Annotated in this window: 26 protein-coding genes and 1 pseudogene; 16 read left to right on the top strand and 11 right to left on the bottom strand. The window is 74.9% G+C overall.

Going from position 1 to position 22347, the window contains the following annotated elements:
• Positions 1 to 149 precede the first annotated feature (149 nt).
• On the top strand, positions 150 to 1364 hold the full coding sequence (locus ABD350_RS15955) for a cytochrome P450 (protein ID WP_344348749.1): 1215 nt from the start codon (positions 150 to 152) through the stop codon (positions 1362 to 1364).
• Positions 1365 to 1769: 405 nt separating this feature from the next.
• Here ABD350_RS15955 and ABD350_RS15950 read toward each other — a convergent pair whose 3' ends face one another.
• Positions 1770 to 2483: a chaplin family protein gene (locus ABD350_RS15950; RefSeq protein WP_344348748.1), complete on the bottom strand. Its 714-nt coding sequence runs from the start codon at positions 2481 to 2483 to the stop codon at positions 1770 to 1772.
• Positions 2484 to 2760: 277 nt separating this feature from the next.
• On the opposite strand from ABD350_RS15950, the gene ABD350_RS15945 reads away from it, so the two are divergent.
• Both ABD350_RS15945 and ABD350_RS15940 read left to right on the top strand, forming a co-directional pair.
• Positions 2761 to 3318, top strand: coding sequence for a DUF2243 domain-containing protein (locus ABD350_RS15945; RefSeq protein ID WP_344348747.1), 558 nt, complete (start codon positions 2761 to 2763; stop codon positions 3316 to 3318).
• Positions 3318 to 4145: a cytochrome c oxidase assembly protein gene (locus ABD350_RS15940; RefSeq protein WP_344348746.1), complete on the top strand. Its 828-nt coding sequence runs from the start codon at positions 3318 to 3320 to the stop codon at positions 4143 to 4145. The genes ABD350_RS15945 and ABD350_RS15940 overlap by 1 nt, the downstream gene beginning before the upstream one ends.
• Here the strand turns inward: ABD350_RS15940 and ABD350_RS15935 are convergent.
• From ABD350_RS15935 to ABD350_RS15925, 3 genes are read right to left on the bottom strand one after another with little or no spacing between them, the layout of a single operon-like run.
• The gene (locus ABD350_RS15935; RefSeq protein WP_344348745.1) at positions 4117 to 4692 is read right to left on the bottom strand and encodes a GNAT family N-acetyltransferase; all 576 of its coding nucleotides are present in this window, start codon (positions 4690 to 4692) and stop codon (positions 4117 to 4119) included. The two genes, ABD350_RS15940 and ABD350_RS15935, sit on opposite strands and share 29 nt — an antisense overlap.
• 31 nt (positions 4693 to 4723) lie before the next feature.
• Positions 4724 to 5653 carry a M48 family metalloprotease gene (locus ABD350_RS15930; protein WP_344348744.1) on the bottom strand — a complete coding sequence of 310 codons (930 nt, stop codon included), beginning with the start codon at positions 5651 to 5653 and terminating at the stop codon, positions 4724 to 4726.
• A gap of 6 nt (positions 5654 to 5659) precedes the next feature.
• Positions 5660 to 6058, bottom strand: a complete 399-nt coding sequence (locus tag ABD350_RS15925) for a BlaI/MecI/CopY family transcriptional regulator (RefSeq protein ID WP_344348743.1) — start codon at positions 6056 to 6058, stop codon at positions 5660 to 5662.
• Positions 6059 to 6215: 157 nt separating this feature from the next.
• Between ABD350_RS15925 and ABD350_RS15920 the strand changes: the two genes are divergently transcribed.
• Complete coding sequence (locus ABD350_RS15920; protein ID WP_344348742.1) at positions 6216 to 6857, top strand: peptide deformylase; 642 nt, start codon at positions 6216 to 6218, stop codon at positions 6855 to 6857.
• Positions 6858 to 6865: 8 nt separating this feature from the next.
• Here ABD350_RS15920 and ABD350_RS15915 read toward each other — a convergent pair whose 3' ends face one another.
• Positions 6866 to 8296, bottom strand: coding sequence for a dihydrolipoyl dehydrogenase family protein (locus ABD350_RS15915; protein ID WP_344348741.1), 1431 nt, complete (start codon positions 8294 to 8296; stop codon positions 6866 to 6868).
• A 140-nt stretch (positions 8297 to 8436) separates the two neighbouring features.
• Between ABD350_RS15915 and trxA the strand changes: the two genes are divergently transcribed.
• Positions 8437 to 8814 (top strand): thioredoxin, encoded by a 378-nt coding sequence (gene trxA / locus ABD350_RS15910; protein ID WP_344348740.1) that lies wholly within the window; start codon positions 8437 to 8439, stop codon positions 8812 to 8814.
• 140 nt (positions 8815 to 8954) lie between these two features.
• Positions 8955 to 9329, top strand: a pseudogene (locus tag ABD350_RS15905) (FAD-dependent oxidoreductase); the annotation flags it as partial.
• A gap of 75 nt (positions 9330 to 9404) precedes the next feature.
• Here ABD350_RS15905 and ABD350_RS15900 read toward each other — a convergent pair.
• The gene (locus ABD350_RS15900) at positions 9405 to 10085 is read right to left on the bottom strand and encodes a TetR/AcrR family transcriptional regulator (RefSeq protein WP_344348738.1); all 681 of its coding nucleotides are present in this window, start codon (positions 10083 to 10085) and stop codon (positions 9405 to 9407) included.
• Positions 10086 to 10184: 99 nt separating this feature from the next.
• On the opposite strand from ABD350_RS15900, the gene ABD350_RS15895 reads away from it, so the two are divergent.
• Positions 10185 to 10742 (top strand): NAD(P)H-dependent oxidoreductase, encoded by a 558-nt coding sequence (locus ABD350_RS15895; RefSeq protein WP_344348737.1) that lies wholly within the window; start codon positions 10185 to 10187, stop codon positions 10740 to 10742.
• Positions 10743 to 10840: 98 nt separating this feature from the next.
• Here ABD350_RS15895 and ABD350_RS15890 read toward each other — a convergent pair whose 3' ends face one another.
• The gene (locus ABD350_RS15890) at positions 10841 to 11269 is read right to left on the bottom strand and encodes a hypothetical protein (protein ID WP_344348736.1); all 429 of its coding nucleotides are present in this window, start codon (positions 11267 to 11269) and stop codon (positions 10841 to 10843) included.
• An 80-nt stretch (positions 11270 to 11349) separates the two neighbouring features.
• Positions 11350 to 12030, bottom strand: a complete 681-nt coding sequence (locus ABD350_RS15885; RefSeq protein WP_344348735.1) for a helix-turn-helix transcriptional regulator — start codon at positions 12028 to 12030, stop codon at positions 11350 to 11352.
• Positions 12031 to 12151: 121 nt separating this feature from the next.
• Between ABD350_RS15885 and ABD350_RS15880 the strand changes: the two genes are divergently transcribed.
• Together ABD350_RS15880 and ABD350_RS15875 are read left to right on the top strand one after the other, a co-directional pair.
• Positions 12152 to 12574, top strand: a complete 423-nt coding sequence (locus ABD350_RS15880; RefSeq protein ID WP_344348734.1) for a hypothetical protein — start codon at positions 12152 to 12154, stop codon at positions 12572 to 12574.
• A gap of 46 nt (positions 12575 to 12620) precedes the next feature.
• Positions 12621 to 13067, top strand: coding sequence for a type II toxin-antitoxin system PemK/MazF family toxin (locus tag ABD350_RS15875; RefSeq protein WP_344348733.1), 447 nt, complete (start codon positions 12621 to 12623; stop codon positions 13065 to 13067).
• Positions 13068 to 13225: 158 nt separating this feature from the next.
• On the opposite strand, the gene ABD350_RS15870 is transcribed toward ABD350_RS15875, so the two are convergent.
• Complete coding sequence (locus ABD350_RS15870) at positions 13226 to 14074, bottom strand: TIGR02452 family protein (protein ID WP_344348732.1); 849 nt, start codon at positions 14072 to 14074, stop codon at positions 13226 to 13228.
• 231 nt (positions 14075 to 14305) lie between these two features.
• Here ABD350_RS15870 and egtA point away from each other — a divergent pair, with 231 nt between their 5' ends.
• From egtA to egtD, 4 genes are read left to right on the top strand one after another with little or no spacing between them, the layout of a single operon-like run.
• Positions 14306 to 15619, top strand: coding sequence for an ergothioneine biosynthesis glutamate--cysteine ligase EgtA (gene egtA / locus ABD350_RS15865; protein WP_344348731.1), 1314 nt, complete (start codon positions 14306 to 14308; stop codon positions 15617 to 15619).
• Positions 15616 to 16953, top strand: coding sequence for an ergothioneine biosynthesis protein EgtB (gene egtB, locus ABD350_RS15860; protein WP_344348730.1), 1338 nt, complete (start codon positions 15616 to 15618; stop codon positions 16951 to 16953). The genes egtA and egtB overlap by 4 nt, the downstream gene beginning before the upstream one ends.
• A complete protein-coding gene (gene egtC, locus ABD350_RS15855) occupies positions 16953 to 17732 on the top strand; it encodes an ergothioneine biosynthesis protein EgtC (protein WP_344348729.1) in 780 nt (259 codons plus the stop codon). The genes egtB and egtC overlap by 1 nt, the downstream gene beginning before the upstream one ends.
• A complete protein-coding gene (egtD, locus tag ABD350_RS15850) occupies positions 17729 to 18691 on the top strand; it encodes an L-histidine N(alpha)-methyltransferase (protein WP_344348728.1) in 963 nt (320 codons plus the stop codon). The genes egtC and egtD overlap by 4 nt, the downstream gene beginning before the upstream one ends.
• Before the next feature lie 15 nt (positions 18692 to 18706).
• Here the strand turns inward: egtD and ABD350_RS15845 are convergent, their stop codons facing one another.
• Positions 18707 to 19966 (bottom strand): extracellular solute-binding protein, encoded by a 1260-nt coding sequence (locus ABD350_RS15845; RefSeq protein ID WP_344348726.1) that lies wholly within the window; start codon positions 19964 to 19966, stop codon positions 18707 to 18709.
• A 220-nt stretch (positions 19967 to 20186) separates the two neighbouring features.
• Between ABD350_RS15845 and ABD350_RS15840 the strand changes: the two genes are divergently transcribed.
• Positions 20187 to 20402 carry a dodecin gene (locus ABD350_RS15840; RefSeq protein ID WP_030607157.1) on the top strand — a complete coding sequence of 72 codons (216 nt, stop codon included), beginning with the start codon at positions 20187 to 20189 and terminating at the stop codon, positions 20400 to 20402.
• A gap of 16 nt (positions 20403 to 20418) precedes the next feature.
• Here ABD350_RS15840 and ABD350_RS15835 read toward each other — a convergent pair whose 3' ends face one another.
• Positions 20419 to 20910 (bottom strand): phosphatase domain-containing protein, encoded by a 492-nt coding sequence (locus tag ABD350_RS15835; RefSeq protein WP_344348722.1) that lies wholly within the window; start codon positions 20908 to 20910, stop codon positions 20419 to 20421.
• 130 nt (positions 20911 to 21040) lie between these two features.
• On the opposite strand from ABD350_RS15835, the gene ABD350_RS15830 reads away from it, so the two are divergent.
• Both ABD350_RS15830 and ABD350_RS15825 read left to right on the top strand, forming a co-directional pair.
• On the top strand, positions 21041 to 22048 hold the full coding sequence (locus ABD350_RS15830) for an LLM class flavin-dependent oxidoreductase (RefSeq protein ID WP_344348721.1): 1008 nt from the start codon (positions 21041 to 21043) through the stop codon (positions 22046 to 22048).
• Between the two features lie 79 nt (positions 22049 to 22127).
• Positions 22128 to 22322: an antitoxin gene (locus ABD350_RS15825; RefSeq protein ID WP_344348719.1), complete on the top strand. Its 195-nt coding sequence runs from the start codon at positions 22128 to 22130 to the stop codon at positions 22320 to 22322.
• The last annotated feature ends 25 nt before the right edge of the window (positions 22323 to 22347 follow it).

Below are 22347 nucleotides of genomic sequence, written 5' to 3'. Positions count from 1 at the left end.
CCGGAAGCCCGCCGTGCCGCTCGCGTCCGTGGTGCGAAGCACGTCGGCCTCCCGCATATTGAGGAAGTGACTCTCTCCGGGACGAGGCGGCACCTCGGATCTGGCCCGGCACCGACGAGCGCGCCCGGCGGCGCACAAAGGAGGCTGTGATGTCGTTCCCGGAACCGACCGTGCTCGAATGCCCCTTCGACTACGCTGAGGCGCTGGAGTTCGACCCCGAGCTGGACGCGCTGGCGCGGCGCGGCCCGGTCAGCCGGATCAGGCTGCCCTACGGCGAGGCCGAGGCGTGGCTCGTGACCAGCTTCGCCGGTGTGCGTCAGGTGACGTGCGATCCGCGGTTCAGCCGGGCGGCGATCGTCGGACGCGACTATCCGAGGATGACGCCCGAGCCCATCGTGTCACCGGAGTCCATCAACGTGACGGACCCGCCGCACGCCACCCGGCTGCGGCACGTGGCCGCCCAGGCGTTCACCCGCGACCGGGTGGCGGCCATGCGGCCGGCGGTGGACCGGGTGGTGGCCGGACTGCTCACGGCGATGGCCGAGACCGGACCGCCCGCCGACCTGGTGACCCATCTGTCGGTGCCGCTGCCCCATCTGACGATCTGCGAGCTGCTGGCCGTACCCGAGGCCGACCGCGACGAGCTGCGGGACCGCACCATGCGGCTGCTGGCCACCTCCGCCGACGCCCGGCGGACCGCGGCCGAGGCCAAGGCGTCCCTGCGGGCGTACTTCGCGGGGCTGGTCCCCGAGCGGCGGCGGGCGCCGGGCGAGGACCTGCTGAGCACGCTGGCCACGGCCCCGGTGCCGGAGGGCGAGGAGCCGTTGAGCGACGACGAGCTGGCGGTGCTGGCCGTAACGCTCATCCTCAGCGGCAACGACACCGCGACCTGCCAGATCAGCGACATCGCCTATCTGCTGCTGACCCATCCCGAGCAGTGTGCGGCACTCGCCCGCGACCCCGGCCGGTTCCCCGGCGCGCTGGAGGAGCTGCTGCGGTTCATCCCGTTCCGCAAGGGGGTGGGCATCCCCCGGATCGCCCTGGAGGACGCGGAGGTCGAGGGCACCCTCATCAGCGCCGGCGACTACGTCCACGTGTCGTACCTGGCGGCCAACCGGGACCCGGCCGTCTTCCCCGACCCGCACCGGCTGGACCTTGAGCGGCCGGTGCGCCCGCACATGACGTTCGGCTGGGGCGGGCACCACTGCCTGGCGGCACCGCTCGCCCGGGCGGAGCTGGACAGCGCGCTCAGCGGCCTGCTGACCCGGTTCCCCTCGCTGCGTCTCGCCGTGGCCCCCGAGGACATCGAGTGGGACACCGGCACCATCCGCCGCTTCCCGGTGCGGCTGCCGGTCACCTGGTGAGGCCGCCCTCGCCCCTGTGAGGCAACGTCACCGGCCGTGGACGTCACACGGCGCCGCCCGCCGGCCTCTCGCGGCTGCGCGGGTCCGGCGCGGCGGCCGGCCCGGGCCGACGGCCGCCCGGCGCTGGTGCTCCGGCTCGACGGCAGGGTGGGCGGCAGCGCGGGCGCGCTGCGGACACCGTCCTCGCCCCGCGCCTCGCCGACGGCCGGATCACCGGCCTGTACGCCGCGCGCACCCCCGAGAAGCCGTCCCGCATGGACCACGAGGTCGTCCCGCGCCACCGAACCCGCCCCGGCCGCGGTCGTGAGAGCGTACGCGGTCGGAAGGCGGCCCCGCCGCCGGGACGGAACCGGTGTGGCGGCAGCGGCAGGCCGCCCCCTCCGGTGCCGGAGGGGGCGGCCGGGGTCAGCGCCCGGTTCCCGGCCGGAAGCGCCGGTACAGCACGGTGCCGCCCGTCAGCGACGCCAGGCCCGCGGCGGCGGCCGTCCAGGTGCCGTCCGCTCCGGTGTGGGCGAGGGTGCCGGGCGGGCGCTGCCGTACGACGCTGGACGACAGGTGCGGCACCGGGCGGGTCGGGGTCGCGGGGTGGGAGGGTTCGTGCGGCTGGTGGCGCACCGGCGGCGTGTGCCGCGTGGGCGGCTGCGCGGGCGGGGTGGGCCGGCCGGGGGTGTCGGGGCACGGGGAGGTGTTCACGGACTGGTTTCCGAAGACGGGGTCGCCGATGCCCACCACGTCCACGGTGCTGCCGCTGATGTCCACCGGCAGATCGACCGGGAGCCGGACGCCGTCGCCGGAGATCACCCCGGGCGAACCCTGCTCCTTGCCCACGGCCGTGGCCCCGCCCGGCCTCGCGGCCCCTTCCTCGCCCCCGGCCTGGTCACCCTGGTTGGCGCAGCGGTTGCCCATGGCGGGGTTGAGCAGCCCCACCACGTCCCCGGTGATCCCGCACGCGTCCACCGGAACGTATACCGGCAACTGGATGCCGTTGTCGGAGATCAGCCCGGGCGAACCGCCCGCATGGCCGCCCGCGGCGGAGTCGGCGTGCGCCGGCCAGGCCACTGCCATCGCCCCCGAGGCGGCGGCGACGGCGATGACACTGTTTCGGGTAACCCGTTTCATCGGTTCCCTGTCCTTCCAGATACGGTCGCGGGCACTCGCCCGCACCCGGTGAAACGCGAGGGAAAGCATGCAAGTTATGGCTTATCAATCTTTCGCCGGGTACCGGGGACAAACGCGCGCACCGAAAAGGCGTCCCCGGACCGTCGGAAGTCGGCCGCCCTGCCGGGCCGCGCAGATGGCCGAGCCTGCGGCAGCGGTGGCGCCCGGGAGCTGATAGCTGTCGTGAGGGCACCTCAGCCGGAACCGATCTACCCGGAATCGACCGAGACGAGGAGCGATGGCAACGGTACGAGACACCAGGAGCGACACCGCGCCCGCCAGTCTGCGCCTGCCCGGCATCCTGCTGGGCGTGGGGCTCGGCGGATTCGTCGACGGGATCCTGCTGCACCAGCTCCTCCGGTGGCACCACATGCTGACCAGCACCGACCACGACCGCATCGGCGTGAAGTACTACGACCCGAAGAGCGTCTCCGGGCTGGAGATGAACACCGTGTGGGACGGCGTCTTCCACACCGTGTGCTGGCTGGCCGTCCTGTCCGGGCTCGCCGTGCTGTACGCCCGGGTGACCAGCGGCCGGCGGCGGGTGTGGACCTCACGGGTGCTGTGGGGCTGGATCCTGGTCGGCTGGGGCCTGTTCAACCTGGTGGAGGGCCTGCTGGACCACCAGATCCTGGGCATCCACCATGTGCGCGGCGGGGCGCACCAGGTGTGGTGGGACGTGGCCTTCCTGGTCTTCGGGGCGCTGCTGGTGGCCGGCGGGCTGCTGCTCCGGCGGGGCGGCCGGTCCTACGATCCGGCGGCCCCCGGTGCCGCCCGTGAGGGGCGCCTCGCCTGATGGGCCACCACCACACGTCCCACCCGGAGAGCGGTGGCGCGCTGGCCGTCGTCCTGCCGGTCCTGGCCCTGCTGGTGTGCGCCGGCGGCTATCTGCTGCTGGTCCTGCGGGCGCGCCGGCGGAATCCGGTGCGGGCCTGGAGCCCGTGGCGGACCGCCGCGTTCTGTGCCGGGGTGGTGCTGTCGGCGGTGGCGCTGCTGCCGCCGGTGGCGCCCTTCGCGCACCGGGATTTCCGCGGTCATATGGTCCAGCACCTGCTCATCGGGATGTACGCCCCGCTCGGCCTGGTGCTCGGTGCCCCGGGCACCCTGGTGCTCCGCGCCGTTTCCGCGCCCCTCGCACGCCGGTTCACCGCGGTGCTGCACAGCGCCCCGGCACGCCTGTTGAGCCGTCCGCCGGTCGCCCTGCTGCTGTCGGCCGGGAGCCTCCCGGTGCTGTACTTCACCCCGCTGTACGACACCGCCACGGCCCATCCGGCCGGGCACTGGCTGGTGCACGCGCACTTCCTGCTGTCGGGGTGCCTGTTCGCACACGCCGTCGCCGGTCCCGACCCCGCCCCGGCCCGGCCGGGCGTGCCCGCCCGGCTGGCCTGGCTGGGCTGCGCGATCGCCGTGCACGCGGTCGCCGCGCAGCTGATGTACGGCGGGTTCCGGGTGGCCGTCCACGCTCCCGCGTCCGAGGTCCGGGGCGGCGCGGAGATCATGTACTACGGCGGTGACATCGCCGAGCTGCTGCTGGCGGCGGCGCTGGTCGCCACCTGGCGCCCCGCGCGCCGTCCGTTCGCCCGGCCGGCGTCCCTCAGGCCCCGGGCGCGACCGTCCGGGTGACCACCCAGCGGCTCTCGCCCAGCCGCCGGGCACGCCGGAAGCCCCGGCTCTCGAACAGGCCCGCCGTGCCGCCGAACAGGGCGGATCCCGGCGCCCGGGCGCCCTCGGTGTCCCGCGGGTAGCCCTCCACCGTGCCGCCGCCGAACCGGGCGATCTCGGCCAGGGCGCCGTCGAGGGCTGCGCCGGCCACGCCGGTGCGCCGGCGGGCACGGTGGACGAAGAAGCAGGTGATCCGCCAGTCGGGCAGGGCGGGCGCGGTGGCCTCGTAGGCGCGGCGGTGGGCGATCCGGGGTACTTCGGCGGGCGGGCCGAACTGGCACCAGCCGACGCAGTCCGGGCCGTCGTACACCAGCGCCGCGTGCGCCCTTGCCTCGCGCACCCGGCGTTCCTTCGCCGCCCGGTTCCGCTCCGGGGTCGTCCCGCGGCCGATGCCCTCCTGGTGGAAGGCCATGCACCAGCAGCCGCCGCACACCCCGCCGTGGTCCTCCGCCAGGCGGGCGAAGTCAGCCCAGGTGTCCGGGCTCAGCGCCCGTGCGGTGAACGCCATGGGTGCCTCCGGTTCACAACGGGGTGGCGGCTCACAACGGGGTGGCGGCGCGCAGGATCAGGACCAGGGTGACGGCGGAGTTCGCCGACGACATCGCGGAGGCCAGCGCCCCGGCGGCGGCGCCCCAGGCGGCCAGGCCGACCGCGGTGAACGCCGACGGCCAGGTGCGGGCCGCCGGTGCGGGCGCCAGCAGCGCGGCCACCCGGCGCGGCACGGGCCCGGTCGCGGCGAGCGCGGCCAGGGTGGGCGCCGGGGTGCGCGGGGACAGCAGGGCCGCCTTGCCGATGGCGCGGGCGACCGTGCGCCGGTCGCCCACCGCGCGGGCCGCCTCCTCGTCCGCCCACCGCTCGGCCGTGTAGACGACGGCGGTGCGCAGCGGGCGCAGGAACGGGTTGGCGCGGGCCGCCAGGTGCGCGGCGAGCAGATGGCGGTGGTGGCGGGCGGCCAGATGGGCGCGTTCGTGCGCGAACAGGGCGCGCCGCTCGGCCGGGGCGAGTCCGGCCAGCAGGGCGGTGCTGACCACGATCCGACCCCGGCCGCCGGGCAGCGCGTACGCGTACGGCGTGCCGTCGGGCAGGACGGCCACCGTGGGGCCCGGCACTCCGGCCAGGGCCCGGCGGGCGCGGCGGGTGACCCGGCGGTGCCGCCACAGGGTGCGGGCGCAGGCGGCGGCGACCACGGCGAGCGCCGGTATCGCGGCCCGGCCGGCCACCTCGTCGTGCGGGACGGCGGCCCGCACCTCGGGGTCGGACCAGCCGTCGGGCAGCGGGTTGCCGGGCAGTTGCGCGGTGCCGACCACCATGAGCAGGGCCAGGCACAGCGTGCTGCACACGGCCATGACCACGGCGACCGCGGTGAGCAGCCGGGTGGCGGTGCGCGGGTGCAGCCGGGTCTCGGCGAGCCGGGCGACCGGCCAGGCGGACAGCGGCAGCACCAGCGGCAGGAAGACGAAGACTCCCATCGGCGCTCAGTCCTCCGGGCCGCCGGCGTCCGGGGCCGGGATGTCGAGCAGGGCCCGCAGCACCTGTTCGTCGCCGGGCGGCAGGGCGGTGACGAAGCTGGCCAGGACCGCCTCGCGGTCCCGTTCGCCGTCCAGCAGGCGGCGCATGCGCAGCGCGGCCAGCCGGGCGACGTCGGCCGTGGGCGTCCACAGGAAGGACCTGCCGTGCCGTTCGCGGGAGACGACGTCCTTGGCGAGCAGCCGGGTCAGGATGGTGACGACGGTGGTGTACGCGAGGTCGCCGCCGAGGTGCTGCTGCACCCAGGCCGCGCTGACCGGCCCGTCCGCCTCGCGCAGCGCACCGAGCACCTGGCCCTCCAGTTCGCCCTGTCCGCGCCGCCGGGCCCGGCTCTCCCGCTCTGTCATCTCCGGTCCCCTCCCCCGTCTCGCACCGTTCGCTCACCGACCCGTCCCACGCTACTTCACGCCACTGACAGCGGCCCGGCCGCGCGGGCCGTGCCGGGTGCGCGCCGACGCCCCGGGGTGCCGCCGGGGGCGGGTGCGGGCGTGGCATGCTGACGCGATGGCACCCCGTGATGACACACCGCTCGCCGAGCGGGTCGAGGAACTCCTCGCCGCCGGCGGCCCCTTGCCCATCGTCGCGGCCGGCCGGCCGGTCCTGCGGCGCGGCACCGAGCCGTACGACGGTCAGCTCGGCCCCGCGCTCCTGGCCCGGTTCGTCGAGGCCCTGCGCGCCACCATGCACGCGGCTCCCGGTGTGGGCCTGGCCGCCCCGCAGGTCGGCATCCCGCTGCGGATCGCGGTCATCGAGGACCCGGCGCCGGTGCCGCCGGAGGTGGCGGCGGCCCGGGGCCGGGTCCCGCAGCCGTTCCGGGTGCTGGTCAACCCGGTGTACGAGCCGGTGGGCACCGCCCGGGCCGCGTTCTTCGAGGGCTGTCTGAGCGTGCCGGGCTGGCAGGCGGTGGTGGCCCGGCACGCCGAGGTGCGGCTGCGCGGCGAGGACGAGCACGGCCGCCCGCTGGACGAGATGTTCACCGGCTGGCCGGCCCGGATCGTCCAGCACGAGACGGACCACCTCGACGGGACGCTGTACCTGGACCGCGCGGAGCCGCGCTCGCTGTCGACCAACGAGGCGGTGGCGTCCCTGTGGTCCCAGCCGACCCCGCGGACGGCCGCCGACGCGCTGGGCTTCCGTCTGCCGTAGCCGCGCGGTCAGTTGTCCCGGTACGCCTCCAGCAGCCGCAGCCACACCTCGCTGAGGGTCGGGTAGGACGGGACCGCGTGCCACAGGCGGTCGACCGGGACGCGGCCGGCGATCGCGACGGTGGCCGAGTGGATCAGTTCGCCGACACCGGGGCCGACGAAGGTGACTCCGCGCAGGATCTCGTCCTCCAGGTCGACGACCATGCGGGCGCGGCCCCGGTAGCCGTCGCCGTACAGGCCGGCGCCCGCCACGGAGGAGAACTCGACGTCCACGGCGCGTACCCGGTGGCCGGCCTGTTCGGCCTCGGCGAGGGAGAGGCCGACGGCGGCGGCCTCGGGGTCGGTGAAGACGACCTGGGGTACGGCGTGGTGGTCGGCCGTCGCGGCGTGGGCGCCCCAGGGTTCCTCCAGGAGCGTGTCGCCGGCGGCGCGGGCGGCGATCGCGGCGCCGGCGATGCGGGCCTGGTACTTGCCCTGGTGGGTGAGGAGGGCGCGGTGGTTGACGTCACCGACCGCGTAGAGCCAGTCGGTGCCGGTGACGCGGAGGCTGTCGTCGGTGTCCAGCCAGGAGCCGGGTTCCAGGCCGACGGTCTCCAGGCCGAGGTCGTCGGTGCGCGGGGCGCGTCCGGTGGCGAAGAGGATCTCGTCGGCCTCGATCCGGTCGCCGGCGGAGGTGACCGCCACGACGGTGCCGTTCTCGCGGCGGACGGACTCCACGGAGGTGCCGGTGCGGATGTCGGCGCCCGCACCGGTGAGGGCCTCGGCGACCAGTTCCCCGGCGAACGGCTCCATGGTGCCCAGCAGGCCCTTGCCGCGGACCAGTACGGTGACCCGGGAGCCGAGGGCCTGCCAGGCGGTGGCCATCTCGGCGGCGACGACCCCGCCGCCGACGACGATGAGCCGTCCGGGGGCGGCCTTGGCGCTGGTGGCCTCGCGGCTGGTCCAGGGCCCGACTTCGGCGAGTCCGGGCAGGTCGGGCAGTCGGGCGCGGGTGCCGGTGGCGACGGCGACGGCGTGCCGGGCGGTGAGCGTGGTCAGGGTGCCGTCGGGGCCGGTGACGGTGACCGTGCGCGGACCGGCGAGCCGACCCTGGCCGCGGTACAGGTCGGCGCCGGTGCCCGCGAGCCAGTCGGCCTGCCCGTCGTCGTGCCAGTGGGAGGTGTACTCGTCGCGGCGGGCCAGCACGGCCGGGGTGTCGAGCGGTCCCCGCATGGCCTGGGCGAGGCCGGGCAGGCGGCGGGCGTCGGCCTGCGCGATGACCGGCCTGAGCAGGGCCTTGCTGGGCATGCAGGCCCAGTACGAGCACTCGCCGCCGAGGAGTTCGCTCTCCACGACGGCGGTGGTCAGGCCGGCCGCCCGGGTCCGGTCGGCGACGTTCTCGCCCACCGGTCCCGCCCCGATCACCACGACGTCGTACGTGTTCGATTCCGTTTCCGTCATGGGGTCAGTCTGGTGGGTGGTGTGCGCCGAGGCCACATGGGTACGCGCGCGGAACACCGGCGTGCGCGGGTGGAATAGGCGGCCCGGCGGCCGTGTTTGCGCCGTCGGCACACCCCACACCAGGAAGAGGGAACCAGGCCATGAGCAGCACCGTGGAACTGACCAAGGAGAACTTCGACGAGATGGTCTCCGGGAACGAGTTCGTTCTGATCGACTTCTGGGCGTCCTGGTGCGGGCCGTGCCGGTCGTTCGCGCCGGTGTACGAGAAGGCGGCCGAGGAGAACCCGGACCTGGTGTTCGGCAAGGTGGACACCGAGGCGCAGCCGGAGCTGGCCGCGGCCTTCGAGATCCAGTCGATCCCGACGCTGATGATCGTCCGCGATCAGGTCGCGGTCTACGCCCAGCCGGGCGCCCTGCCCGAGCAGGCCCTCGCGGACCTGATCAAGCAGGCCCGCGCCCTGGACATGGACGAGGTGCGCAAGAGCATCGCCGCCCAGCAGGGCCAGACCGGGCAGTGAGGCGCTCCGGTGCGGTCGCGGGTCGGCTGGACTCGCGTCGCACCACACGGGCCCCCGGCAGGGAGTGCGCTCCGGGCCCGCCGCCGGGGTCGCGCCCCGAGGGGCCTCGGGCATGCCAAGACCGGTCCGGCGCCTGCCCCGACGGCTGGGGCGAGCGACTGCGGGTGCTGGTCGGGGACGCGGACGGGGCGCTGGTGCCCCGCCGGATCCACGCGCTGCCGGTGGGGCACCGCTGGGACCGGGCGCCCGGGGCGACCCTGCCCGGAGACGCCGCCCACCTGATGTCCCCGTTCGTGGGCGAGGGCGCGAACCTGGCGCTGCTCGACGGCGCCGAGCTGGGCCTCGCCCTGGCCGCGCACCCCGGGGACACGGAGGCCGCGCCGGCCGCGTACGAGGCCCGGATGTTCCCGCGCGCCGAGGCGTCGGCGGCGGAGTCCGCGCGCGGCCACGAGCTGCTGTTCGCTGCCGACGCCCCGCGGGGGCTGGTGGAGACGTTCACCGGCGAGGCGGGCTGACCGGAGGACGGCCGGGCCGGTTTGCGGACGCGGGCGCGCCACTGTGGCTCCGGGGGGCCGGGTACCGGGTGGAGGTCAGTCCGGCCGGTCCGTGCGGGTCACCCGGGTGACCAGGTCGAGCCAGGCTGCCTCCAGGCGTTCCATGGGCATCTCGCACTGCCGGGTGAGGTGATGGATCAGCGCGGGGTCCAGGGAGGCCAGCAGGGTGTGGGCGAGCAGGTCGCAGTCGCCGTCGGGCACGATCTGCCGGAGCAGCATCGTGAGGTGGGCGCGCAGGGCCCCGGCCACCGGGTGGGAGAACCGGCGGGTCGGCTCCGGCTGGGCGGCCAGTTGCAGATCCAGCTGTTCGGCCGTGCGGTACAGCACCGCCACGCCGAACGCCCGCAGCCGCTCCAGGGGCGGCGCGCCGGGACCCAGCGGCGGGGGCCCGCCCATGAAATCGGCCTGGAGCCGGCGGGCCGAGTGGTCGAGGAGGGCCATCAGCAGCCCGGTGCGGTCGCCGAAGCGGCGGAAGACGGTGCCCTTGCCCACGTCGGCCGCCGCGGCGACCGCCTCCATGGTGACCCCGGCCACCCCGTGCTCCGCGATCAGCCGGGCGGCCGCCTCCAGCAGCCGGGCCCGGTTACGGGCCGCGTCGGCGCGCAGGCCCGGCTCGCCGGGAGCCGTGCCCACCTCCAGCAAGGAGGGGGTCTCGAAGGGCTCTTGAGGCTTCGGGAAGGGCGGCAGAGCGCTGGACATGACGACAGCGTAAAGCATCGGGAAGAGAACTGGACCGCGGTCCGTTTAAGGTGGTACACACTTAAACGGACTTCGGTCCGGATCGTCTCAGCGATGTTTCAGCCCCTTGGAGTTCCCATGTCTGTTCGCATCCTCGCGCTCGTCGGCAGCCTTCGCGCCGGTTCCCACAACCGCCAGCTCGCCGAGGCGGCCGTGAAGCTCGCGCCGGAGGGCGCCGAGGTCGAGCTCTTCGAGGGCCTGGCCGAGGTCCCCTTCTACAACGAGGACATCGACGTGGAGGGCAACGTGCCGGCCGCCGCCGTCAAGCTGCGGGAGGCCGCACAGGCCGCCGACGCCTTCCTGCTGTTCTCCCCCGAGTACAACGGCACCATCCCGGCCGTGCTGAAGAACGCCATCGACTGGCTGTCCCGCCCCTACGGCGCCGGCGCCTTCGGCGGCAAGCCCGTCGCCGTGATCGGCACCGCCTTCGGCCAGTACGGCGGCGTGTGGGCCCAGGACGACACCCGCAAGGCCGTGGGCATCGCCGGCGGCAAGGTGATCGAGGACATCAAGCTGTCCATCCCGGGTTCCGTCACCCGCTTCGCCGAGACCCACCCGGCCGACGACGCCGAGGTCGCCGCCCAGCTCACCGAGGTCGTGGCCCGCCTGCACGGCAACGTGGGCTCCGCCGCCTGAGCCGCACCCACCCAGGGGGCCGAAGCCGACACGGCTCCGGCCCCACCCCTGTCCCCAATCCTGACGGTCAGGGCGCGGCTCCGTGCCGGCTCTGTGGGTCAGGTCGCCGACAGGCCGATGCCCAGGGTGATCAGGGTGGCGGTCTTCAGGATCTCCAGTGCCACGTACCACAGGTGGCTGCGCGAGCGGGGCAGGTTCTCGCCCGCCAGTACCCGGTCCGACCTGCGGTTGAGGACGGGGCGGACGACGGCGAGCTGGACGGCGAGGAGCGCCGCCACCGCCGCGGTCGGCGCGATGATGCCGGCCGGGGCGCCGCCCACGGCGACCGCGCTGATCACGACGACCGCCAGGACGGTCTCCACGGCGTTCAGCGCCCGGAACACCAGCCGGCCGATGCCCAGTCCGACGGGGATCGTCACCCCCGGGGCGCGGAACTTCAGCGGGGCCTCCAGGAACGAGATCGCCAGCACCATCCCGAGCCAGACGAAGGTGACCGCGCCGGCGGTGGCGGCCAAGGTGGCGTTCATGGGGGTACGGGCCTTTCTCCGGCTGCGCGGCGGTTGTACGCCGGGGTTCGCCGGGCGGGACGGGTTCTGCCGCGCGCGGGTCAGGAGGCGCGGGCGGCCGGTGTGCCGGCCAAGTGGGCGACGCAGGAGTCCGGTTCCGCGAACGGCTCCAGCGCGGTGGCCGTCAGGGGCGCCCCCATCCGGTCCAACGCCCCCTGGATCAGGCCCAGATGGAGTGAGCACACCAAGGCGCCCTGCTCCTCGGCGAGTTCCAGGAAAGGGCAGTGCCGCAGCCGGATCCGTTCCGGGGGCCGGCCGGGCTCGCCGACGCCTTCGGCCCGCGGCGCGAAGCCCAGGCCGTCCAGCAGGGCGAGCAGCCGGGCCGTCGACCGTTCGGGCGTCGGTGTCTCGTCCGGCGCGGGCGGGTCCGCCAGACAGCGGCCCCAGGTCCGGCCCGTCTCCCGGGCCTCCGCGCGCGCCTCGGCCGGGTCGGCGGCGGTCCACCGGCTGAGCAGCATGCGGGCCAACAGCCGGTAGTCGCGCGGGCCGCCGCGGTCCATCCCGGGGCGCGCGGTATAGACGGTACGCGGCCGGCCGGGCCCGGAGGGCTCCTCGGTCCGGCGTTCCACGAGGCCGTCGGCCACCAGGGCGCCCAGGTGGAACCGCACGCTGTTGGGGTGCAGTCCCATCCGCTCGGCGGCCTGCGCGACCCCGAGCGGCGCGGGCGCCGCGCGCAGTACGTCCAGCAGCGCCCGGCGGCGCGGACTCTCCCGGGTGCTCACGTCCGGACACCCCTCTCCACCGCTGCCCAGCGCGGCCGGTTTTCACGAATCGTACCTGTATTAATTGTAGAGTGGCCGGGATGTGCGAGCGGGGGAACGCGAGAGCCGAGGGGAACACCAGATGACATCGCCGTCCGCGACCGGCACCGGACCGGCCGCCCGCCCGGCGACGCGGCCGCGCGTTCTGTGCGAGACCCGCGCCCTGGCCGAGACACCGCCACTGCCCGCCGGCGTGCTGTGGAAGCTGGCCGAGAGCGGGCGCCAGCTCGACGCCAACGTGGTCCGGCTGGCTCCCGGCGGCCGGGTACCGGCCCACACCGAGACGCAGTTGGACGTGCTGGTCCTGGTCGTCGCCGGGGACGGCCTGCTCGGTGACGGCTCCCCGGACCCGGGGCAGCCGCTCGTCGAGGGCGCCCTGGTGTGGCTGCCGCACGGCGCCGCGCGCAGCATCACCGCCGGCCCGGCCGGGCTGACGTACCTGACCGTGCACAACCGGCGCCCCGGCATGCGGATCGGCGCACGGCCCGATGCGGCTACGGCGTGACACCCGGGGTGGCCAGGCCGGTCGCGCGGACCGCTAAGGTGCCCGCGTGAGCACGATCACCGATGACAGCGCCCCCGGCCGCCATGGCCCGTACGCCACCACGGAGGCCGACCCGCGTGAGGTCGGCCGGGTGCGCACCGAGTACTCACCGGCCCACGACGGCGACCCCGACCCGGGGGAGATCGTGTGGACCTGGGTGCCGTACGAGGAGAACGACGGCCGGGGCAAGGACCGTCCGGTGCTGGTCGTGGCCCGGGAGGCGGCGGGCACGTTCCTCGCGTTGCAGCTGACCAGCAAGCGGCACGACAGGGACCGGGAGTGGGTGGCCCTCGGCGGCGGGCCCTGGGACGGTTCCGGCCGCGACTCCTGGGTGGACGTGGACCGGGTGCTGCGGCTGCACGAGCGGGGCATGCGCCGGGAGGCCGCCGCGCTGGACCGGGCGCGCTTCAACCTGGTCCGGCGGCGACTGCGCGAGCGCCACGGCTGGAACTGACGGCAGGCGGGTCCGGCTCCGAGGGGACGGGTGTCACGTACCCCGCGCGCCCGCCCCCGGCGCCTCGGGCCTCCTGCGCAACGCCTCCTGAGCCTCGGAAAGTTCCCGCACGACCGCCCCCGCGCCTCGGGCAATCCCCGTACAACCACCCCCGCGCCTCAGGAAACCCCCGTACGCACATCCCTCCGGGCCTCCGGGAACGCCCGTGCGAACGCCTCCCGTACCACCGCCCCCGGTGTCCGGTCCAGCACACCGAAGACCACATGGTCGAAGCGGTGCGCGAATCGGCCGCCGGGGCCCAGGGCCGCCCGGAAGGCGCCCGCGACCCGCGCCGGGTCGTTCTGGAAGACTCCGCAGCCCCAGGCGCCGAGCACCAGCCGCCGGTAGCCGTGGGCCGCGGCCGTCTCCAGCACGCGTTCCGCCCGCACCGCCAGCGCGCCCGGCAGTCCGGCGGCCCGCTCCGGCGCCGTACGCCGGATCACACCCGCGTTGGGGGCGGCCGCCGTCAGGAAGCCCACGGGATACGGCTCGGGGAGCAGCCGGCCCCGGTCGTCGCGGAACACGGGGACGCCCGGCGAGTAAATCACCCGGTCGGTGTAGAACGGGTCGCGGTCGGCGCGGTGATGGTCGTAGAAGCCGCGGGCCGCGAGCAGGCAGGAGTACAGCGCGGAGGCGCGGCACAAGGCCTCCTCCTGGGCCTGCGCGCCGTTGAGGTAACCGCCGCCCGGGTTGCGGGCCGAGGCGAAGTTCAGTACGGCCACGGGGCCGTCGGCCAGCCGGCGGGCCGCCTCCAGGCTGCTCTCCCCGGTGACCTCGAACCGCGTACCGCCCTCCGGCGCCGGCTCCGCGGGCACCGGCACCGGGGCGGGACCGAACATCCGGGTGCCCGCCCGCGCGGCCTCGACCGCCCGCGCGACCGGCACGTCCCGGCCGTCCGGCGCCCGGTAGCGGCCCGCGGCCACGATCCGTTCCGTCTCCGCGGCGATCCCGCGCAGGCGCGCGCTCACGGCGCCACCCCCGTGGGCGCCGCGGCCGCGCGTCGCGCGGTCTCCCCCGTCGTGCTCATGCACGCATCCTGGGTGATGCTGGTGATGCGGCGCAACGGAATTGACGACGAGCCCGGTACGTCCGGGTCCGCGCTCTTGTGCGCGTCCGCCGAAGGGTCTTGGCTGGGATGAGTGCCCGCACGGCCCGCGCCATGGGCCGATGGCATGCTGGAACCTCAGGAGGATCCCGACATGTCCGATATACGCAGCGACGGCGGTGACTGTACGGAGCACCGCACCGCCGTCACCGACGCCGAGGCGGAGGCCCTGGTCCGGGGCATCTGCTTCAAGACCGGACCGCCCCGCGCCCTCGGTGTCGAGCTGGAGTGGCTCGTCCACCCGCTGGAGCTGCCACAGCTCCCCGTCACACCCGAACAACTCGAAGCGGCCTACGCCACGGTGCGGACCCTGCCCCTGGCCTCGGCGCTCACCGTCGAACCCGGCGGCCAGCTGGAGCTGAGCTCGCCGCCCGCCGGCTCCCTGATGGAGTGCGTCGACACCGTTTCGGCCGACCTGGACGCCGTACGGGCCGCTCTGGCCGACGACGGTCTCGGTCTCACCGGCCTCGGCCACGATCCCCGGCACCCGCCCCGCAGGTTTCTGCGCGCGCCCCGCTACGACGCCATGGAGACCTGCCTGGACCGCACCGGTCCGGCCGGCCGGCACATGATGTGCTCCTCCGCCTCCGTCCAGGTGTGTGTGGACGCGGGCCACGAGGAGCCGGGCCCGCTGGGGCACACCCGGCGCTGGTGGCTGGCGCACCAGTTGGGCGCGGTCCTGGTGGCCGCGTTCGCCAACTCCCCGCTGGTCGGCCTGCGGCGCACCGGCTGGCGCTCCACCCGTCAGCTGAGGTGGATGGAGATAGGGCCCGGCCGGGCCGGCGCTCCTCCGCTGGACGGCGCGCCACGGGCCGCCTGGGCCCGGCACGCGCTGGACGCGCCGGTGATGTGCGTCCGCCGGGACAGCGGCCCCTGGGAGGTTCCCGAGGGGCTCACGTTCCGGCAGTGGGCCCGTTCCCGGTCGCCCCGGCCGCCCACCCGGGCGGACCTCGACTACCACCTGAGCACCTTGTTCCCGCCGGTCCGGCCGCGCGGCCATCTGGAGCTGCGGATGATCGACGCGCAGCCCGGAGCGGACGGCTGGCTCGTGCCCCTCGCGGTGACGGCCGCGCTGTTCGACGACCCCCAGGCCACCGAGACCGCCTACCGGATCGTCAAGCCGCTCGCCGAACGGGCCCTGGACCGGCCGGCCCCGCACAATCCGCTGTGGGCCGACGCGGCCCGGCACGCCCTCGCCGACCCGGAGTTGCGCGAGGCCGCCGACGGCTGCTTCGCGGCGGCCCTGGAGGCGCTGCCCCGGCTCGGCGCCACGACCCGGGTCACCGACGCCGTGGCCGCGTTCCGGGACCGCCATGTCGCCCGGGGCCGCTGCCCGGCCGACGACCTGCTGGACGAAGGCCCACCCGGGGGCAGCCGCGCCCACGGGAGGAAGGACATCCGCACATGACCGCCCCGGAGACCGGCACCACGACCACCGAGACGGACACCGAGGCCCTGCGCGAACGGGCGCGGGCCTGCCTCACCACCGCCCGCGCCCGCACCACGCTGCTGACCACCTGTGTCGACGAACCCGACCTCACCGCCCAGCACTCCCCGCTGATGTCCCCGCTGGTGTGGGACCTCGCGCACATCGCCAACCAGGAGGAGCTGTGGCTGCTGCGGGCGGTCGGCGGCCGGGAGGCGATGCGGCCCGGGCTGGACAGCCTCTACGACGCCTTCGAGCACCCGCGCGCCGAGCGCCCCTCGCTGCCGCTGCTGCCGCCCGCCGAGGCCCGCCGGTACGCGGCCGAGGTGCGCGTCCGGGCGCTGGACCTGCTGGCGTCGGCGGACTTCCACGGCACCCGGCTGACCGAGGCCGGCTTCGCCTTCGGCATGGTCGCCCAGCACGAACAGCAGCACGACGAGACCATGCTGATCACCCATCAGCTCAGAAGGGGTCCGCGGGCGCTGACCGCGCCCGACCCGGACCCGGCGCCGCCCTTCACCGGCCCGGCCGAAGTCCTCGTCCCCGGCGGCCCGTTCACCATGGGCACCTCCGACGAACCCTGGGCGCTGGACAACGAACGCCCGGCGCACCCCCGCCGGTTGGCGCCGTTCTGGATCGACACCGTCCCGGTGACCAACGCGGCCTACCAGGCGTTCATCGAGGACGGCGGCTACACCACCGAGCGCTGGTGGACACCGGAGGGCTGGGCGCACATCCGGCGGCACGGCATCACCGCCCCGCTGTTCTGGCGGCGGGACGGCGACCGGTGGCTGCGGCAGAGGTTCGGGGTCACGGAACCGGTGCCGCCGGACGAGCCGGTGCTGCACGTGTGCTGGTACGAGGCGGACGCCTACGCCCGCTGGGCCGGACGCCGGCTGCCCACCGAGGCGGAGTGGGAGAAGGCGGCCCGCCACGACCCGGTCTCCGGCCGCTCCCGGCGCTATCCGTGGGGCGACGCCGACCCCGCGCCCGAGCACGCCAACCTAGGCCAGCGGCATCTGCGGCCCGCCCCCGCCGGCAGCTATCCGGCCGGGCAGTCGCCGCTGGGCGTACGGCAGTTGATCGGTGACGTGTGGGAGTGGACGGCGAGCGACTTCCTGCCGTACCCGGGGTTCCGGGCGTTCCCGTACAAGGAGTACTCCGAGGTGTTCTTCGGCTCCGCCCACAAGGTGCTGCGCGGCGGCTCGTTCGCCGTGGACCCGGTGGCCTGCCGGGGCACGTTCCGCAACTGGGACTACCCGGTCCGCCGGCAGATCTTCTCCGGGTTCCGCACCGCCCGTTCGGAGGCCGCCTGATGTGCCGTCACCTTGCCTACCTGGGGCCCGAAGAACCGCTGGGACGGCTGCTCGTGGAGCCCCCGCACGGGTTGTACCGGCAGTCGTGGGCGCCGCGCCGGCAGCGGTACGGGACGGTCAACGCCGACGGGTTCGGGGTCGGCTGGTACGCGCCCGGGGATCCGGCGCCGGCCCGTTACCGGCGGTCCGGGCCGATCTGGGCCGACCTGTCCTTCGCCGACCTGGCCCGGGTGGTGCGCTCGGGCGCCGTGCTCGCCGCGGTCCGGGACGCGACGCTGGCGGGGGCGGACGCCGAGGCCGCGGCGGCGCCGTTCGCGGCCGGGCGGTGGCTGTTCAGCCACAACGGGCTGATCGCCGGCTGGCCGGACGCGGCGGCACCGCTGGTGTCCACGCTGCCCCCGGTCGAACTGCTGTCGCTCCAGGCCCGCACCGACTCGGCGTTCGTCTGGGCGCTGGTCCTGCACCGGCTGCGGTCCGGCCAGGCCCCGGAGCGGGCGCTGGGCGGACCGGTGCGCGAACTGGCCCGGGCGGCCCCCGCCTCCCGGCTGAACCTGCTGCTGACCGACGGGGACACGATCACCGCCACCGCCTGGGGCGACTCGCTGTGGTACCGCGCGGAGCCCGGCCGGAGCACGGTCGTCGCCTCCGAGCCGTACGACGACGACCCGCTGTGGCGGGAGGTCCCCGACCGCACCGTGCTCACCGCGAGCCGCGCCGGCGTGCGGCTCGCCCCGCTGGAGGATCCGGCGGCCGTACCTTCGAAGGAGCCCTGCCGTTGAGCCCCTTGCACATCACCCGCACCCTCCCCGAGGACGCGACGGAGGCCGCGCTGCGCGCCGACGTCCTGCGCGGCCTCACCGCGACCCCCAAGTGGCTGCCGCCCAAGTGGTTCTACGACGCCCGCGGCAGCGAGCTGTTCGAGCGGATCACCGAGCTGCCCGAGTACTACCCCACGCGCGCCGAACGGGAGATCCTCGCCACCCGGTCCGGGGAGATCGCCGCGGCGAGCGGTGCCCGCACCCTGGTCGAACTGGGCTCGGGCTCCTCGGAGAAGACCCGCCATCTCATCGACGCGCTGCCCTCGCTGGCCGCGTACGTCCCGGTCGACGTCAGCGAGAGCGCGCTCACACAGGCCGGACGGGCGCTCGTCGAGGAACGTCCGGGGCTCGACGTGCACGCGCTGATCGCCGACTTCACCGCCCCGCTGACCCTGCCCGCGACGCCCGGTCCCCGGCTGCTGGCCTTCCTCGGCGGCACGATCGGCAATCTGCTGCCCGCCGAACGCGCCCGGTTCCTGGCGTCCGTGCGCGCGCTGCTCGCCCCGGGCGACGGGCTGCTGCTCGGCACGGACCTGGTCAAGGACGAGGGGATGCTGGTCCGGGCGTACGACGACGCGGCCGGGGTGACGGCCGCGTTCAACCGGAACGTGCTGGCCGTGATCGACCGCGAACTGGGCGCCGACTTCGATCCGGAGGCGTTCGACCACGTGGCCCTGTGGGACGCCGGGCAGGAGTGGATCGAGATGCGGCTGCGCTCCCGTACCGCACAGACCGTGAAGGTGCCCGCGCTGAACCTGGCCGTGGACTTCGCGGCGGGCGAGGAGCTGCGCACGGAGGTGTCGGCCAAGTTCCGCAAGGAGGGCGTCACCGCCGAACTCGCCGCCGCCGGGCTGGAGCTGACGCACTGGTGGACGGACGCGGCGGGCCGCTTCGCGCTGTCGCTGAGCGTGCTGCGGTGAGCCGGGTGCGGCGGCTCAGCCCACGTCGGGGGCGAGCGCCTCGGTGATCCGCGCGGAGGCGCGGCGGGCCTCGGTCGCCGGGTCGCCGCCCTGGAGCACCCGGGTCATGTACTCCTTGATCGGGTTGTCGGCCTCGACGTCGGCCCACTGAGGGGTGGAGGGGGTCGCCCGGCCGCGCGCCGCGCCCGCGGCCATGGCGGCGACCCCCTCCGTGCCGGCGACCGCGCCGGCCAGCGTGGTCTTGTTGGGCACGTAGTGCATGGTGCGGGCCAGCTCGGTGTCCCACTTGGCGCCGGTGAGCGCGCCGACGACGGTGGTCGCGGCGAACTGGTCGTCGGTGTTGCGCGGGACGACCAGGTCGGAGCCGCCGGTGAAGACGGTGCCGGGCCGGCCGGCGGTGCGGCCGGGCACGGGGAAGAAGCCGAGCTTGTCCTTCAGGTCCGGGTTCTGCCGGACGATCGCCTGGGCGAGCCCGGGTACGGCGATGATCTGCGCGACCTTGCCGCCGGCGAACACCCCGGCCTGGGGCGGGTGTTCCTCGTCGGCGTCGGCGGGTCCCGCGCCGAGCGCCTGAAGGCGCCGGTAGAAGTCCATGCCGCGCAGCGCGGCCGGGCTGTCCAGGGTGCCCCGCCACTCGTGGTCCTTCTCCTCGGCGAGTTCGCCGCCCTCGTCCCAGATGAACCCGGAGAGCGTGTACCAGTCCTGGCCCGCGAGGTAGATGCCCTGGTTCCCACCGGTGTCGAGCTTCTCGGTGGCGGTGAGCCATTCGTCGCGGGTCTTCGGCGGGCGGGTGATGCCGGCCTGCCGGAAGAGGTCCTTGCGGTAGATGACGACCCGGTTGGCCGCGTACCAGGGGATGCCGTACTGCTTGTTGCCGTCCTTGCCGGGCTGGGCGAGGCCGGGCAGCCAGGTGTCCTTGCCCCAGTCCCGCATCGACTCCAGCGTGAGGTCCGCCAGCCGGCCGCCGTCGGCGTACAGCGGCACCTGGGTGTTGCCGACCTCGATGACGTCCGGTCCGTCGCCGGAGGGTTCCTTGAGCGCGCCGCGGACCTTCTCCACGATGCCGGTCCATTCCTGGATGCGGATGTCGAGGCGCAGGTCGTCGTGGGTACGCTCGAAGTCCTCGGTGAACCGCCGCAGGAACTCCTTGGAGGCGCTGTCCTTCATCAGCCACACGGTGACGGTCTTCCGCTCCTGGTGGTCGCCGGGGAGCATCCCGCAGGCGCTGACGAGGGAGCCGGTGACACAGACGAGGGCGAGCAGACGACGTCTCACGAAGGGTCCTGTTCTGTCTGGCAGGTGGTGCCGAGGTGCGGGGACAGGGTGTGGGGGCCCGACGTGGGGGACGAGCACGAGGGCTCGTACGGGTGTGCTGGATTTTGGTATGTACCAATGCGGAGGTCAAGCGCTACCCGGCGGTACGCGCGGGACGCCGTGCGCAGGCGGCGCGGATAGTGCACGGTGGAGTACGGCGTGACACGTAAGGAGCACCCGCATGACGAACCACACCTACCGGGTCACCGAGATCGTCGGCACCTCGCACGAGGGCGTCGACCAGGCCATCCGCAACGGCATCGCCCGCGCCGACCAGACGCTGCGCAACCTGGACTGGTTCGAGGTGACCCAGGTCCGCGGCCAGATCGAGAACGGCCGGATCGAGCACTACCAGGTGGGTCTGAAGGTCGGCTTCCGTATCGAGGACAGCGCCTGAGCCGCCCCGGCGCGCGTCAGGTCCGGCCCTCCCGTTCCTGCGCCTCCTGAACCGCGGCCGACTTCTCCGCCCAGCGCGCCCGTACGACGGTGAACCCGGCGCGTTCGGCGTCGTCGCACACCAGCTCGTCGTCGTCCACCAGCACCCGGACCTCACGGTCCCGGGCGAGCCGGCGCAGGATGGCCAGCTTGGTGAAGCGGGCCGGTCTGCGGTCGGCGTCCCCTCGCATGAACACCCGCCCCTCGGGCAGTCCGTGCGCCGCGAGCCACTCCAGGGTGTCCCGGCGGTACCGCTCGGGACGGCCGGTGAGATAGACGACCTCGCAGCCGCGGGCGCTCTCCACGGCCAGCGCCACGCCCTCGGCGAGCGGCGGATCCGCGGGCGCGGCGGCGAAGAACGCGGCCCAGTTCCGCGGCCGGCGCTCCAGGAAGTGCTGCCGGTGGGCGGTGTCGGCCAGCGTGTTGTCGAGGTCGAACACGGCGATCGGGGGCCTTGGGCGGTCGGTCACACCGATCACCCTAGCCAGCCGCCTGCCCTGGGCAACCCGCGCGCCGCGAGCGGGCGGCCGGGAGACCTCACCGGCGGCGAGAAGGCACGGCTTCCGGGAATCCTGTGCCCGCCGCGGTGTTGAACACCACGTGAGCAGCACAGTGATCAGCCGTACCCGGTTCTCCGTCCTCGACCGCTCCCGCACCCGGGAGGGCCGTCCGCCCGCCGAGGCGCTGCGGGACACCGTCGCGCTGGCCCGGGAGGCGGAGGCGCTCGGCTACCACCGGTTCTGGGTGTCCGAGCACCACGGGGTGCCGGGGGTCGCCGGGTCCGCGCCGACCGTGCTCGCCGCCGCGGTCGCCGCGGCCACCCGCGCCATCCGGGTCGGCACCGGCGGGGTCATGCTGCCCAACCACCGGCCGCTGGTCGTCGCCGAGCAGTTCGGGGTGCTGGAGTCGCTGTTCCCGGGGCGTATCGACATGGGGCTCGGCCGCTCGGTCGGCTTCACGGACGGGGTGCGCAAGGCGCTCGGCCGGGACAAGGAGGACGCGGAGGACTTCGCGGCCCAGCTCGGGGAACTGCTGGACTGGTTCACGGGCGGCTCGCCGACCGGGGTGCGGGCCCGCCCTTCGGAGGGCCTGACCGTGCCGCCGTTCGTGCTGGCCCTGGGCGAGGGCGCGCGGATCGCGGCCCGCGCGGGCCTGCCCATGGTCATCGGCGATCTGCGGGGCCGGGAGAAGATGCTGCGCGGCATCGACCAGTACCGCTCGCTGTTCCGTCCGTCCCGCTGGGCGGCCGAGCCGTACGTGGTGATCTCCGGCACGGTCGCGGTCGCCGGCACCGAGGCCGAGGCGCGCCGGCTGCTGGTCCCCGAGGCCTGGTCGCTGGCGTACTCCCGCACCCGCGGCACCTTCCCGCCGCTCGCCCCCGCCGAGTCGGTTCAGGCCCGCACGATGACGGCGAAGGAGCGGGACCTCTACGAGTCCGCGCTCGCCGGGCACATCGCGGGCACCCCGGAGCAGGTCGCGCACGAGCTGGAGACGGTGCTGAAGGAGACGGGCGCCGAGGAGGTGCTCGTCACGACCAGTACCTACGACCGCACGGGCCTGCTGGACTCCTACCGGCGGCTCGCCGCGCTGTTCGCGCCGGGCCGGTGAGCCCCCGCCCCGAGATGCGGTTGCGGCGCGGGCCGGTGACCCTGGGAGGGCAAGCCTGTCAGCGACGAGGAGGGCTGCCATGTCCATGCTGGACAAGCTCAAGCAGATGATCAAGGGTCACGAGAGCACGGCCGACAAGGGCGTCGACAGGGGCGGCGACTACATCGACCAGCGCACCGGCGGCAAGTACCGGTCGCAGGTCGACACCGGGCAGGACAAGCTGAGGGACGAGTTCGGCACCCGGCCGCAGGACCCGGGCAACCCTCCGCGGTAGCGGCGCGACGGGGGCGGATAGAGTT

Origin of the sequence: Streptomyces nogalater, assembly GCF_039532885.1 — a bacterium.
In the GTDB taxonomy this organism is placed as follows: Bacteria; Actinomycetota; Actinomycetes; order Streptomycetales; family Streptomycetaceae; genus Streptomyces; species Streptomyces nogalater.
The sequence above is the reverse complement of the archived record's forward strand: the minus strand, read 5'-3'. Positions and strand labels throughout refer to the sequence as shown.